The sequence below is a fragment of the Gilvimarinus sp. F26214L genome (assembly GCF_054401055.1).
The window spans coordinates 144,420-158,013 of the sequence record NZ_JBTIYG010000007.1 but is presented as its reverse complement, the minus strand read 5'-3'; the positions used below and the strand labels follow the sequence as shown (position 1 = coordinate 158,013).

Genomic DNA, 13,594 nt, shown 5'->3' with positions numbered 1-13,594 from the left:
TCTGTTTGTGAACGATGCAACCACGGTCAGCAGTCTACAGAAGCTGCGTCCACAACCATATACTTTCCCTCGTCGGCCGGCGGCAAACCTGAAATCGCAACCTTCTAATCGCAACAAAAGGAACCGAAACATGGAACCTGTACTGTTTTATGGTGTGCCTGCTGGCTGCTCCTTTGGGTCCATAGTGGCGCTGGAGTGGCTGGAACAGCCCTATCTTCTTTCCCGGGTCGGAATGCTGGAACAACCCTGGGATCAGCTCTTTGGCAAGGTCAATCCCCGCTTCCAGACCCCGGCGTTGCTAACCGCCTCGGGGGAGACTCTCACGGAAAGCATCGCAATTCTGAACCATCTGGTCGCGCGCAGCCCTGGCTCCAGCCTGTCACGCCCAGCCGGGAGCGTGGAGGACGATCAGCTAACCGAAATGCTTGCCTATCTGAACACGGACTTCTTCTCAGCTTTTGGACCGTTGTGGACACTCTATGAAGCCAACGGACTAAGTGGGGAGCAAGAAAGCCTTCTGCGCTCTCTCGGTCGTGACGACGTCGCCAAACAGTGTGCGTTTCTGAACGGCTTGCTGGCGGACCGCCAGTGGTTGCTGGGACCCAAGCGCAGCATCGCGGATGCCTACCTGGCCGGTGTCGGCCGCTGGGTGCATTACCACGCTCTGTTCGACCTGGACAAAGAGTATCCTCACCTCGCCCGCCATCTCCGTAAACTTGCCGAAGATCCGGCGGCCGTCTTCGCCGCCGAAATCGAAGACGGTAGAGAGCCCACAGGCGGCGGGTACTTCAGGGGCCACGTTACCCTGGACGAACTGCGCTCCCGCCTCGCCGCGTGAGTTTCTGCAGGGTCGAACAGGGACGTTCGGCCGGCAGACACAATGCCACGTGGCTTCGCTATTCGGGATCCATATTCATCCAGATCTGCCCCACCACCGCGTACAGGGCGATCAAGCCCCAGCCCCCGTACATCAATCCTTTGGAGCCCAGCTTCTGGTCTCTGTGCAGACGAAATCCCCACAGGATCAGTGCCGCAATCAGCGTCTGCAACACCATGATGCCCATGGCACCCCGGCTGGTACCGATGCCCGGATCGATTCCGAAGGCAATGACCCCGGCACCGACGATGCCAAAGGTCAGCAGGAAGAAGCTGAATATGCGCAAATATTGAAGCATGGTTCTCCTTGTGTTGGGGCTGGGTTTGACATTTTTCACGTGCATTTTGCACGCCGCCGGCGTCTTGCGGGCCACTGGGAGATGAGGCGTTGACCGGTGATTCACCTTTGTCCACTGCTGATCGTACCACTGAGGTGGCTCCGCCAGCTCGGGCCCGATACAATCCATCCGGCCCAGCCGCAGCCGCGGCGTCCCCCAATTCGATCGACGCAGGACTCATCATGCGAACCCTTGCCAATACTCTTGCCACCACAACCACGACACTGATGCTGCTATTTCTGGTTGCCTGCAGTTCGGGCAGCCGGCCAGCGGACACACAATCCGCAGCGACTCAGGAAAGCGAACGCCTCAACGCCTGGCTGAATGAGCAATTCGAGGAGGATCTGGACTTCAGCCCGCAGTTTCGTACGCGCCTGGGCGAAAAGAAGGATTACGACAAACTTGATGATGTGTCCGAAGCTGCGATGGATCGCCACCTGGAGTGGCGCCGGAACAGCGTCGCGGAGATGCGCTCGATGTTTGACTACGAGATGCTGACCCCGGAGGCGAAAACCTCCTACGACATCTGGGAATACCTTCTGGAGCGGCAGGAGGAGGCGCTGCCGTTCCGTCGCCACGAATATCTGCTGGGTCGCGGGGGGCCGCACGCTTCCTTGCCGAATTTTCTGATCAATTTCCACAAGGTGGAGACGGTCGAAGACATGGAAGCCTATATCGCGCGTCTGCGGGAGGTGGGCCCGGTACTGGAAACCTACCTGGCGCGCGCGCAGGCCGCCGCGGCAGAAGGCATACGCCAGCCGCGCTTTGACTATGACTTTGCGGCGGCAGAGATCGAACGGGTTCTCGATGGCGAGCCCTTTTCCGGGGAAGGCGACTCGCCTTTGTGGGCGGACGCGACGAGCAAAGTCGAATCTCTGGAAGAAAGTGGCGCAGTTTCCCCGGACCACGCCGCTGAACTGCTCGACCAGGTCCGCGACGCGCTGCTGACCAAAATGCAGCCCGCTTACGACCGAACCCTGGCCTGGCTGGTTCGCGACAGCGAGAACGCCCCCGAACCGGCGCTGGGGGTCTGGGCTCTTCCGGAAGGCGAGGCCTACTACACCAACCAGTTGCGCCAGATGACCACCCTTGACCTGAGTGCGGACGAGATCCATGAGATTGGGTTGAAGGAAGTCGCGCGCATCCGCGCCGAAATGGAAGCCATCAAGGAGCAGGTGAACTTTGACGGCACACTGCAGGAGTTCTTCGTGTTCCTGCGCGAGGATCCGCAGTTCTACTTCCCCGACACGGAGGAGGGCCGACATGCCTACCTGGATCTGGCGACCCGTTATCTGCGCGACATGGGCGAGCGGCTGCCCGAGTATTTCGGCATTCTGCCCAAGGCGGACTTGCTGGTAAAACGGGTAGAACCCTTCCGGGAGCAGGACGGGGGCGCCCAGCACTACATGGCCGGGACTCCGGACGGCAGCCGCGCCGGGGTGTTCTACGCCCACCTGTCCGACATGTCGGCGATGCCCAAGTACCAGCTGGAGGTGATCGCCTACCACGAGGGCAATCCGGGCCATCACATGCAGATCTCCATCGGGCAGGAGTTGGAAAACATTCCCCGCTTTCGTACCCAGTACTACTACACGGCCTACGTGGAGGGCTGGGCCCTTTACTCGGAATTGCTGGGCAAGGAGATGGGATTTTTCCAGGACCCCTATTCAGATTTCGGCCGCCTTTCCACCGAGATGTGGCGCGCCATCCGGCTGGTTGTGGATACCGGCATGCACGCCAAACAGTGGAGCGAAGAGCAGGCGGTTCAGTACTTCCTGGACAACTCGCCGCAGCCTGAGGCCGCGGTTCGGTCGGAAATCCAGCGCTATCTGAGCTGGCCGGGCCAGGCGACGTCCTACAAGATTGGCATGCTCAAGATTCTCGAACTGCGGGCGATGGCCCGCGAACGCCTGGGTGAGCAGTTCGACATCCGTGGCTTCCACGATACAGTGCTGGGCGGCGGCGCCCTGCCCCTGCCGATTCTGGAAGATCGTGTGGAGCGCTGGATCGAACAGCAGCGCGGCTAGCCGCTGTCAGGTCGGCTCCCCCTCGCCCTGCACTGTTACCACCAACGACCGGGCACCGCCGTGATTGCGGTGCTCGCACAGGTAAATTCCCTGCCACGTCCCCAGATTCAACTCGCCGTTGGTGATGGGGATGTTCACGCTTGTCCCCAGAATGCTGGCCTTCAGGTGGGCCGGCATGTCGTCGCTCCCTTCCAGGGTATGCAGGTAGTAGGGCTCGCCTTCCGGGACAGCGCGATTGAAATAGCTCTCGAAATCCTGCCGTACAGTCGGGTCGGCATTCTCGTTGATGGTCAGTGACGCGGATGTGTGTTTGATGAAGACATTCATCATACCCACGCTGACCGCGCGAAGCTCCGGCAACTGCCGAAGAACCTCCGAGCTGATCAGGTGAAAGCCCCGCGGTTTTGCGCTGAGCCTGACTTCTTTCTGAAACCACATGGATTGCCACCTGCATTCGTTGATTGCCCGAGAGAGAGTCCGCTGAATCACTCGAGGCCGCGGACGCCGGCGCAGCATAAACGGTGCCGTGACATTGCGGCAACGTCCGGGAGCCCTCTCACCAAACCCGCTCCTTCACATTGGCAGCCTGGTGAAAACGCCCGGCTGGACTTTTTTGCTATGGCGCCTGTCCGCGCCCCCTTCATATCAAGCACCCGGCGCGGGATGAGCGAGCCGTTGAGCTCAACCTTGACAGATTAGGACGACCGCCCTACTGTATCGCGAACCTAGGACGTGCGTCCTACCCAAACCCATGTGACAGTTCGGACGAGCGTTATGAAGGCAGCTTCAACCCGGAACCAGATCGTTCAGGCTGCAGATCAACTGTTTTACCAGAAGGGTTTCGAACATACGTCCTTCGCGGATATTGCCGCGCAGGTGAACATTTCACGCGGCAACTTCTATTACCACTTCCGCACCAAGGACGAGATTCTCGATGCCGTGATCGAGCTGCGCCTGGCCAACACTCAGGCCATGCTGGACGACTGGGCGGCGCAAGGGGACAGTCCGGAAGAGCGAATTCGTTGCTACATCCGTATTGTCATCGCCAATCAGAGCAACATCATGCTTTACGGCTGCCCGGTGGGCACCCTCTGCTCCGAGCTGGCCAAGCTGGGCCATCCTGCCCAGAGCGATGCCAGCAGAATTTTCACTCTTTTCCGCACCTGGTTGCGCGAGCAATTCGTGGAGCTTGGCCGCAAGAAGGATGCGGATGCTTTGGCCATGCATGTTCTCGCCTGGAGCCAGGGGGTTGCCACACTGGCGACCGCCTTCCATGACCGAACGTTTATCAATCAGGAAGTGAAGGGTCTGTGTAACTGGCTGGAAACCTGTAAGCAGCAGGCCACGTAAATGCGTTATCAATAACTCAGAAAGGAGGAGTGATGTTTATTGTTCTTTTCAGATTTTCGACCAACAGGGAGCAGGCCGGACAGTATGTGGAGAGTCACAAGGCCTGGATCAAACGCGGCATTGACGATGGGGTGTTCCTGGTCGCGGGGAGTCTTCTGCCGAAACAAGGGGGTGCCGTACTGGCCCACAATATCACCTTGCCGGAGCTCAAGAACCGGGTGAATGACGATCCCTTTGTTGCTGAAAGTGTGGTCAGCGCGGAGATTCTGGAAGTCGCACCCGCGATGGTGAGCGAAAAGCTGCAGTTTCTTCTGGGTTGACCAACCGGCAAACAGCCGCGTTCTGATTGCACGTTCTGTTTTAATCGCCCGATTAGTGCCCTTTTTGGAAAGTCTTCCTAATTGGAAGTTCTTCCTAATTGGACGGTCTTCCTAATTGGACAGGCATCCGAAATGGGCATCCGAAATGGGCCGGAGGTAAGTGCCACGGCAGCACTTCGAGGTTCGCTCCTGTGACACGCCGTGGATACATCCCTGTAGGCTCGGACGCGGCATCCATGCCGCGTACGGTCACAGGAGCAAACCTCGAAGCGCCGCCCGCGCGCCAGGTACAGACCTATGCTTTGGATGGACCTCATTCCGAAGTAAACAGAACAGGCACAGTAACCAGTACAGTAACCAGTAGCGACGAAGTAAACAGGACAGGCACAGTAACCAGGCACAGTAACCAGTAGCGAGCGCAATCAGGACAGCCGCAATAAGGACAGGCACAGCAGTCAGTTCGCAGGACAGGCACCACCACCCCACTTACCCTGCATGCGTCAAGATTTGTAAATTGTCGGTTAACCTATCTATAACTTAATCGGGTCATGAACAGTTCCCAAGGGTCGGGTCCGCTGATATGCTCACAAACCCGGAAGGCGACCCGCGACTTACAAAAGAACTTACAAATATTCGCAGCCAAAGCTGCTGTAAAAAGCACCACAAAAATATTCGCCTTATCATCTGTTTATAACCAATAATCGTACGGGCGCGATCTGACGCGCTTATTGCCGGAGTAATACGAAATGCGACGTTCTCTACTTTCCAGTTCAACCATTTGCGCGGCTGCGCTGCTCGCCACCCTGAGCATGGGCGCAAACGCCAAGTCATCCGACTACGAGGCCCCGCGCAATTCTCTGGGCCAGCCGGATCTCAGTGGTTTCTGGAGCAACGCTTCACTGACTCCGCTGATGCGTCCGAAAGAGGTATCTGACCGGCTGGTCTACACCGAAGAAGAGGTTGCGGTGATTGAAGGTCGTGCGGAGACCTTGTTCGAAGAGAACAACCGGCCGACCGATCCCGATGCACCTGCCGAGTACCGCCACAAGACCAGTGTGACGCGTCCAGAATTCGAAGCGGCCGGCGGTGATGTAGGTGGGTACAACACCTTCTGGCTCGACCCGGGCAATATGGTTATGCGGGTCGGTGGCGAGCCACGCACTTCCATCCTGACCACCCCCAATGGCCAGGCGCCCGCACGCAAGAAGAATGCACCGCCACCGCCCGCCCGTCACCGGGCACCGGCTGGGGAAGCCCATTATGAGACCCGCTCTCTGGGCGAGCGCTGCATCATCGGCTTCGGACGCAACGGCGGACCGCCCATGTTTGCCAACGGCTTCTACAACAATAACTACCACATTGTGCAGGCGCCGGAGCACGTGATGATTCTGGTGGAAATGAACCACGACGCGCGCATTATCCGGCTGGATGACGAGCACCGTACGGATGACGTCCGCCCCTGGTTCGGTGATTCCATCGGCTGGTGGGAAGGCGACACGCTGGTGGTTGAGACCATCAACCTGCCGCCCGAGCAGCATTTCTTTGGCGCATGGGAGAATCTGAAGGTGACCGAACGCTTTACCCGCGTTGCCGAAGATCGCCTGCACTATGAGTTCAGCGTCGAAGATCCGACTGTATGGAAAGATGCATGGGGCGGCGAATATGAGTTCTCTCCGCTGGACGGCGAAATTTTCGAGTACGCCTGCCACGAAGGTAACTACTCCCTGCCCGGGATCTTATCCGGCGCGCGCATGGAAGCCGAGAAAGAATAAGCTTCCAACCAACAGCCTCTCGTCAGGCCCGGGGGTCTCCCCGGGCCTGTACTCCAGCAACCACCTTCCTGTCTACGCCCCTCTCCCCGGTATCGCTTCAGCTCCGTATAATCGGCTTCGTTATGGTCGAACCTGGAGCCCGAAGATGAAACGCCTTGCCGAGATTTCCGACCAGCCGGCCGTCTTTTCCATCTACATGCACGAGTCCGTGGTGCCCTACCTCGGCTATGATCCCATGGACCAGGAGGCCTTCGGGCCGATCTACCGTGACCTGATTGCGGATGGGACCTTCTATGTCTATGAAGTGGACGGCGAGGTCGCCGGGTTCTACCGCTCGATGCGGCGGGCCGGGCGCACCCGGCATGTGGCGATGCTGGGGACGCTGGCGGTCGCGCCGGCCTTCCAGGGGTCCGGGCTGGCGAAGAAAATGGTGGAGGCCGAGATTCGTGACCTCAAGGCCAGCGGCATAAGTCGGATTCAGCTCACGGTGGAAAGCGATAACGCCCGGGCGATACGCTTTTACGAGCGCCTTGGTTTTTCCGTCGAAGGCAGGCTACGCAACTACTACAAGCGCAGTCACGAGTCCCATTACGTGGACGACCTGATGATGGCCCTGTTAATCTGAACGGCCGCTGCTCAACGCCTTGGCAAAAGGACCGACCATGAAGAAACTGCCACTGCTCCTCGCCCTTGTTCCGGCCTTTGTGGGCTGCGCTACCGGCTCCGGGCGGCCACCGCCCGGACTGTCCGACGGCATGTTGCAGGCGTGCCCATCGAGCCCGAACTGCATCTGCAGCGAGTACCCGGGAGACGAAGAACACTACACAACGCCTGTGAGCACCGCCGTGGATGCCAATACCATTCGCCTGGTAAAGGAGGTGGCGAAGGATATGGGCGGGCGGCTGGAGGCCGAACAGGAAAATTATCTCGCCTTTACCTTCCGCTCCCGCGTGTTTCGTTTTGTAGACGATTTTGAAGTGCGCCTGGTCCCCGAGGACGATTTACTTCATATTCGTTCCGCGTCACGGGTGGGCCATAGTGACTTTGGAGTCAATCGACGTCGCGTGGACCAGTTCAAAAATCAACTGCAAGAACGTTTGTAAGTTTCCGGGGACGGTGTGATTAAATGGCAGTGGAGCGCGTTCGACGCTCTGAGTGCGGGCGAGTTGTACCGGATCATCGCCGCTCGGGAGGCGGTGTTTGTGGTGGAACAGAATTGCCCCTACCTGGATGTGGACGGAGTGGATCCGGACGCGATGCATCTGATCGCCTGGGACGACGGTGTGTTGTTGGCGTACATGCGCGTGGTGAAGCCGGGCATCAAGTATGCTGAGCCCTCCCTCGGCCGGGTGCTGACTTCACGTGAAGCGCGCGGGCGCGGCCTGGGCCGGGAGCTTATGCGCAGAGGCCTGGAACAGGTCGATAAGTTGTACCCCGGAATGGCGGTGCGCATCTCCGCCCAGGCCTATCTGGAACACTTTTATGCCGACTTCGGTTTCCTGCGGGTTTCCGAACCTTACGATGAGGACGGCATACCCCACTTGGAAATGCTGAAACGGGGCCCTTAACGGACGCCCTGAACAAAAAGAAAACAGGAAGGAAGCCATGAAAGCCCTCGCCATTTGTATTGCCAGTTCCCTGCTCTTCAGCTCCCCTGCCTTCGCGCAGACCTGCCCCGACACGAGCCGCTTCAACGAAGCCCGGGAGGTGGTTCGCGACCTGAACCGGATTGTCGCTCCGAGCGGAATCCAGGATTCTTACAAGACCAGAGTGGGCGGTATCGATCAGTGGCTCAACGTTCGCGGGCAGGACAAATCGAACCCCATGATATTGTTTGTTCATGGAGGCCCTGCCGCACCGGTGACTCCCAGTATGTGGCAGTTCCAGCGTCCGTTGGAGGAGTACTTCACCATTGTTAACTGGGACCAGAGAGGGGCGGGCAAGACCTTCGGGGAGACGGACCCGGCCAGGATCAGCGATACGATTCGAATCTCCCGCTTTGTGGACGACGCCATCGAAGTCGCCGAGCACATCAGAGAGCGCTACAAACAGGACAAGGTCCTGTTGATGGGCCATAGCTGGGGAACGATCGTGGGAATGCACGCGGCGCTGAAGCGCCCCGATCTTTTCCACGCCTACGTAGGCATCGGTCAGGTGATCAACACCCGGGAAAATGAACGCATCAGCTTTGAATACGGCCTGTCCCAGGCCAGGGCGAACGATAACGAGCCCGCGGTGCGGGAACTCGCGTCCATTGCTCCCTACCCCGGCGACGAGCCGATTACCCGCGAGCGGATCGTGCTTGCGCGCAAGTGGGCCCAGTACTATGGCGGGTTAAGCGCCTTCAGGAATGAGTCGAACTATTACTACAAAGCGCCACGCCTTTCGCCCGAGTACAGCGACAAGGATCGCTGCTCAATCAATGCTGGAAATGTTTTTACCCTGGGGCGAATCCTTCCCGAATTTCTGGAAGTGGATTTCAGTGCGGTTGACGAATTTCCTATCCCAGTGGTGATGCTGATGGGCCGGCACGACTACACCACTCCCTCGGAGCCCACCGCCGCTTGGATGAAGAATCTGGATGCGCCCTACAAACGCGCCGTCTGGTTCGAGCGCTCCTCCCATATGGTTCCCTGGGAGGAGCCGGGAAAGCTGCTGGTGACACTTCTGGAAACCGTACACCCTCTGGCGACACAGTCCACCGAATAGCGGATGCGCCCGTCACCATGCACCTCCCGGCAAGTGGGGGAGGTGCGCGCCTGTGGCAGCCTCACTCCAGCACCACCCCCAATCCGGAAATCGCACCGAACAGGAACAGCACACTCAGGAGGATGCCGCCCTCGAAGAGGGGCCGCCGCGGGCAACTCAGATAGCTGCCAAGGCTGCACACGCTGACAAGGACGGTATCTCCCGGCGACTTGTTCGGCCCCATGGCCGCTTTGACGAACAAGCCTTGGCGACGCGACACATACTCGCGCCCGTCGAACTGATAGGTGTACACGAGCAACCGGTCCCCTTCCCGACCCGCCGGGGAATGGGTGGGTCTCCCCTCCTCAATCCGAACGACCCGCCCCGCAACCGTCGGCCAGGACAGATACCAGAGATAGAACCCGAGCAGGAACAGCGCAACCCCAAGAAGGCTGATAAACATCAACATTTTGAATCCTTCCGCACTATGTTGATTGTCGGCACGCGAAATCAGGCCAAGGCCACATCCTTTGATCTTGCGAGGTGGACCCGATCCACACGATCCAGAACGGACATGATAAACACAAAATCACCCGTGTCCATGTGGCGAACGTCTCCGAATGTGTACGAGTGGGTGCCGTCCGTCGCATTGGCAATGGCTCGACAGACTGCTGCTCGTTGCCCCGTGGCGACCGCGGCTGTAAGGTGTATCCGTTCGGTGCGGTCGACGTCCGGCAGTTCCGCCCTTCGCCTTTCATTCCTTCACCTTCAGTTGTCAGGAGCACAGAACCATGCACAGAAGCCGACTCGGTGGATTCATTATCGATTGCCATACGGACGACCTGGAGAGCGCCGCGCAGTTCTGGAGCGCAGCTCTCGGCATGCCCATCACCGACGACAAGAGCGAAAAATACATCCAACTTGAAGACCCGGGGGATCGCCTCAGCGTCGAGGTGCAGCGGGTGGAGCATCCCAGCCGTGTACACCTGGACATTCAGGCGGACGACATCGAGGCGGAGGTAAAGCGACTGGAGAAGCTCGGCGCCCGGAAAGTGGAAGCGGTCGCCACCTGGGTCGTGATGGAGGCACCCACGGGCCAGCGCTTCTGTGTCGTCCGGCCGCAGAGCGACAATTTCGAGAAGGGCCTGAACACCTGGGAGTGATACTGTGCCCATGGCAACAGGTGATTTGTCGCTACTGATCGACAAAATCCATGTGATAACAAGGGAGATATGACGATGGGCAGGAAGCGACACTTCCAAATGCTGGCCGATTACAACCAATGGATGAATGGCAGAATCTATGAGTGTGCCGGGTCGCTGCCGGCGGGGAAACTGGCGGAAGATCGCGGCGCTTTTTTCGGCTCCCTGCTCGGAACGCTGAATCATCTGGTGGTTGCGGACACCGTATGGTTGCAGCGTTTTGTGGAGCACCCCGCCTGCGCCGATGTTCTGAAGCCGGTCCGGGAGTACGAAACGCCTCGGGAACTGGATCAAATTCTGTTTTCCGAACTGGCTGGCCTCACCGAACGACGCAATATGTTGGATGAGCTGATTCTGCAATGGGTTGCAGCGCTACGAGAAGAGGATCTGGATACGATTCTGAGCTACAGCAACATGAAGGGCATACCCGCGCGGCGCCGGTTAGACAGCCTGATGATGCATTTTTTCAATCATCAGACCCATCATCGCGGACAGGCCACGACGCTGCTGTTTCAGATGGGCTGCGACCCGGGAGTTACGGATCTGCTGGTTCGACTGGCGGAGGAGTGACTTCAAAAGTTAACGGGAGTTGACGGGCCGAGAGGCACGAACTGCGGATACTCAGGATGAGTATCCGCAGGCCGCGCGTTCTCAAAGCGTGGATCAGATGCGAATGCCCAGGATTTCTATGACGCCGATGGCAATCAGATAAATGGCCACCACGTAGTTGAGGAGTTTTGGTTTTACCAGCACCAGAATGCCGGCGAGGATGGACAGCAGAGGAATCAGTTCAAGGTGCAAAGTCATGGGTCTTCTCTCAGTGTTGTTGTCGTTCGTCACATCATAACAATGCAGGCGCCAGGGGGAATAGCAGCGGATCACACATTGGCTGTCCGGTTCAGCCCTCAGGCGAGTGCGCGTTCCGCGCAGACCACGCCAAAGGTTTATAGCCGAAAACGCTGACCGAACAGCGACTTATACGCCACGGGCACCGCGTCCGGACAGTCATCGTAAAGTCGCGCGCAACTCGTGGCCACTTCCGCCCAGATGGCTTAAGCTTCGACGATCGCTGTCAAAGGGGGCGCTGCGATGGACTTGGTACAGTTGGCCGTTCCATTCTTCATCCTGGCCATGGGGCTGGAGTTTCTTTATGGGACGCTGCGGGGCCGGCAATATTACCGACTGAATGACACAGTCAACAGCCTTTCCCTGGGCGTGCTCAGCCGGATCGTGGACCTCCTTCAAATCGGCTTTGCCGCCGTTGTCTTCGGCGCGCTGGTGCAGTGGTTCGGCGTCCCCCAGTGGTCCATGGAGGCAGCCTGGCAGTGGGTCGCCGCCTTCGTCGCCTATGACTTCTGCTACTACTGGAAGCACCGTTACGGCCACGAATGGCGCATCATGTGGGCTTCCCACGTGGCGCATCACCAAAGCGAGGAATACAACCTGAGCACCGCGCTCCGGCAGACGGGCACCGATTACATCGGCTTTGTGTTCTACATTCCACTCTACCTGGCGGGGCTTCCCGCACATGCAATCATCACCGTAGGCAGTCTGAATCTGATCTATCAGTTCTGGGTGCACACCCGCCACGTGGGCACCCTCGGCCCCCTGGAATGGGTTTTCATTACCCCGTCCAACCACCGGGTACACCACGCCCGCAACCCGGAATATCTGGACAAAAACTACGGCGGCGTTTTCATCCTCTGGGATCGGTTGTTCGGCACCTACCAGCCCGAGCGGGCGGACCTGCCCTGCGCCTACGGCATTACCACGGGCCTGCATAGCTGGAACCCGGTGTGGGCCAACTTCCACGTCTGGGTGGACACAGCCCGGGTCGCCGCCCAATGCCGCTCCTGGAAGGACCGTCTGAGCGTCTGGTTCCGTTCGCCGGGCTGGCTGCCGGAACACCTGCGAGAACAAGCCACCCAGGCCCTTCCCCCGGACGCGCCAAAATACGATCCGCCAGCCGATCGCTGGACCCGCCTCTACGCCTTTGCGCAGTTCTGGCCCGTCACCGCACTCTCCCTGTGGGTGCTGACAGTCCAGGCCGAGTTGGCGCGCCCGCTGGTGCTCACGCTGTTCGGCTGGATGGTGTACTCCCTCTATGTATTCGGCAGCTTGCTGGAGAACCGAAGCTACGCCTGGAAACTGGAAGTTGTTCGCCTGCTTCTGTGCCTGCTGGGCGCGGGATACCTCAGCCTTGTTCCCCTTGCGGCTTACCCCGCTCTGCCGGCCGTCGCTCTTGGCTATGCCAGTATCAGCGCGCTGGCCATTCTGGGGCGGCGCATCCGGGTACCCTCACTGATTACGAGCGGGGCACGCACAGGGCAATAGCCGGGAGGGCGCCCATGCTGACGCGCTTTCTCAATTACCTTCTCGACAACCCCCTGGAAGGCTTGCGCACCTCGCCGTTCCGGGCGCCGCCGCGCACCTGGCTACCCATTCCTTTATTCGCCCTGTACGCACTCGGCGCCGGCTTCGGTGGCGGGGTGTTGCGCCTGGAACCGGTAGTGTCCGATTGGGCTGTGTTCCTGGCCATCAGTCTGTTCTTCTCCCCCGCGGTGCTGGAAGAGCTGGTTTTCCGTGGGCTTCTGATTCCACGTCGCATTGGTCAGCACGGGCGCCGCGCCACCGCACGCGCAATCGGCTGGAGCACCTTCCTTTATGTGGCTTCCCATCCTCTGGGCGCACTCACCACCAGCCCGGGCGCGGCGGACTACTTTCTCGACCCGGTTTTTCTGACCATTGTCACCGCCCTCGGACTGAGCTGCGCCTATGCCTATGTGGTATCCCGATCCCTCTGGTGTCCCGTTCTGATTCACTGGCTGGCGGTGATCACCTGGGTGTTTCTGCTGGGCGGTTACGAGGTGGTTCTGGCGCTCGAGGGGCATGCCTGGCGTGCGCCGGGGGGAACAGGCCCAACGGAGTCGGGATAGTACGGCTGAGCCAGGAGCTGGCGCCCACCATCGCGGAAACTCCGGACCTGGAATGGATCCTGCGGGGAATGAGACAGGCCCACCT

17 protein-coding genes are annotated in these 13,594 nt (G+C 59.3%); 13 read left to right on the top strand and 4 right to left on the bottom strand.

Annotation, left to right across the window (positions count from 1 at the left end; all coding sequences use genetic code 11):
* Positions 1–130: 130 nt before the first annotated feature.
* A complete protein-coding gene (locus ACURWW_RS09985; protein ID WP_445617118.1) occupies positions 131–838 on the top strand; it encodes a glutathione S-transferase family protein in 708 nt (235 codons plus the stop codon).
* Between the two features lie 58 nt (positions 839–896).
* Here the strand turns inward: ACURWW_RS09985 and ACURWW_RS09980 are convergent, their stop codons facing one another.
* On the bottom strand, positions 897–1,175 hold the full coding sequence (locus ACURWW_RS09980) for a hypothetical protein (RefSeq protein WP_445617117.1): 279 nt from the start codon (positions 1,173–1,175) through the stop codon (positions 897–899).
* 221 nt (positions 1,176–1,396) lie between these two features.
* Between ACURWW_RS09980 and ACURWW_RS09975 the strand changes: the two genes are divergently transcribed.
* The gene (locus tag ACURWW_RS09975) at positions 1,397–3,241 is read left to right on the top strand and encodes a DUF885 domain-containing protein (protein WP_445617116.1); all 1,845 of its coding nucleotides are present in this window, start codon (positions 1,397–1,399) and stop codon (positions 3,239–3,241) included.
* Between the two features lie 6 nt (positions 3,242–3,247).
* On the opposite strand, the gene ACURWW_RS09970 is transcribed toward ACURWW_RS09975, so the two are convergent.
* On the bottom strand, positions 3,248–3,679 hold the full coding sequence (locus ACURWW_RS09970; protein ID WP_445617115.1) for a secondary thiamine-phosphate synthase enzyme YjbQ: 432 nt from the start codon (positions 3,677–3,679) through the stop codon (positions 3,248–3,250).
* A 336-nt stretch (positions 3,680–4,015) separates the two neighbouring features.
* Here ACURWW_RS09970 and ACURWW_RS09965 point away from each other — a divergent pair, with 336 nt between their 5' ends.
* The 7 genes from ACURWW_RS09965 (at position 4,016) to ACURWW_RS09935 (ending at position 9,392) form a co-directional block, all read left to right on the top strand.
* Positions 4,016–4,591 (top strand): TetR/AcrR family transcriptional regulator, encoded by a 576-nt coding sequence (locus tag ACURWW_RS09965; RefSeq protein WP_445617114.1) that lies wholly within the window; start codon positions 4,016–4,018, stop codon positions 4,589–4,591.
* Between the two features lie 32 nt (positions 4,592–4,623).
* A complete protein-coding gene (locus tag ACURWW_RS09960; RefSeq protein ID WP_445617113.1) occupies positions 4,624–4,911 on the top strand; it encodes a YciI family protein in 288 nt (95 codons plus the stop codon).
* Between the two features lie 746 nt (positions 4,912–5,657).
* Complete coding sequence (locus tag ACURWW_RS09955; protein ID WP_445617112.1) at positions 5,658–6,683, top strand: hypothetical protein; 1,026 nt, start codon at positions 5,658–5,660, stop codon at positions 6,681–6,683.
* Between the two features lie 145 nt (positions 6,684–6,828).
* Positions 6,829–7,308: a GNAT family N-acetyltransferase gene (locus ACURWW_RS09950; RefSeq protein WP_445617111.1), complete on the top strand. Its 480-nt coding sequence runs from the start codon at positions 6,829–6,831 to the stop codon at positions 7,306–7,308.
* 37 nt (positions 7,309–7,345) lie between these two features.
* Complete coding sequence (locus ACURWW_RS09945; protein ID WP_445617110.1) at positions 7,346–7,786, top strand: DUF1499 domain-containing protein; 441 nt, start codon at positions 7,346–7,348, stop codon at positions 7,784–7,786.
* Between the two features lie 15 nt (positions 7,787–7,801).
* Complete coding sequence (locus tag ACURWW_RS09940) at positions 7,802–8,251, top strand: GNAT family N-acetyltransferase (protein WP_445617109.1); 450 nt, start codon at positions 7,802–7,804, stop codon at positions 8,249–8,251.
* 37 nt (positions 8,252–8,288) lie between these two features.
* Positions 8,289–9,392, top strand: a complete 1,104-nt coding sequence (locus tag ACURWW_RS09935; RefSeq protein WP_445617108.1) for an alpha/beta fold hydrolase — start codon at positions 8,289–8,291, stop codon at positions 9,390–9,392.
* Between the two features lie 61 nt (positions 9,393–9,453).
* On the opposite strand, the gene ACURWW_RS09930 is transcribed toward ACURWW_RS09935, so the two are convergent.
* Positions 9,454–9,840 (bottom strand): hypothetical protein, encoded by a 387-nt coding sequence (locus ACURWW_RS09930; protein ID WP_445617107.1) that lies wholly within the window; start codon positions 9,838–9,840, stop codon positions 9,454–9,456.
* Between the two features lie 322 nt (positions 9,841–10,162).
* Between ACURWW_RS09930 and ACURWW_RS09925 the strand changes: the two genes are divergently transcribed.
* Both ACURWW_RS09925 and ACURWW_RS09920 read left to right on the top strand, forming a co-directional pair.
* Complete coding sequence (locus ACURWW_RS09925; RefSeq protein ID WP_445617106.1) at positions 10,163–10,534, top strand: VOC family protein; 372 nt, start codon at positions 10,163–10,165, stop codon at positions 10,532–10,534.
* Positions 10,535–10,609: 75 nt separating this feature from the next.
* Positions 10,610–11,143 (top strand): DinB family protein, encoded by a 534-nt coding sequence (locus ACURWW_RS09920; protein WP_445617105.1) that lies wholly within the window; start codon positions 10,610–10,612, stop codon positions 11,141–11,143.
* 93 nt (positions 11,144–11,236) lie between these two features.
* Here the strand turns inward: ACURWW_RS09920 and ACURWW_RS09915 are convergent, their stop codons facing one another.
* Entirely contained in the window at positions 11,237–11,380 is a 144-nt protein-coding gene (locus tag ACURWW_RS09915) for a DUF3096 domain-containing protein (RefSeq protein ID WP_445617104.1), read from the bottom strand.
* A 282-nt stretch (positions 11,381–11,662) separates the two neighbouring features.
* On the opposite strand from ACURWW_RS09915, the gene ACURWW_RS09910 reads away from it, so the two are divergent.
* Both ACURWW_RS09910 and ACURWW_RS09905 read left to right on the top strand, forming a co-directional pair.
* A complete protein-coding gene (locus ACURWW_RS09910; RefSeq protein WP_445617103.1) occupies positions 11,663–12,907 on the top strand; it encodes a sterol desaturase family protein in 1,245 nt (414 codons plus the stop codon).
* Between the two features lie 14 nt (positions 12,908–12,921).
* Positions 12,922–13,509, top strand: coding sequence for a CPBP family glutamic-type intramembrane protease (locus ACURWW_RS09905; protein WP_445617102.1), 588 nt, complete (start codon positions 12,922–12,924; stop codon positions 13,507–13,509).
* Positions 13,510–13,594: the final 85 nt, after the last annotated feature.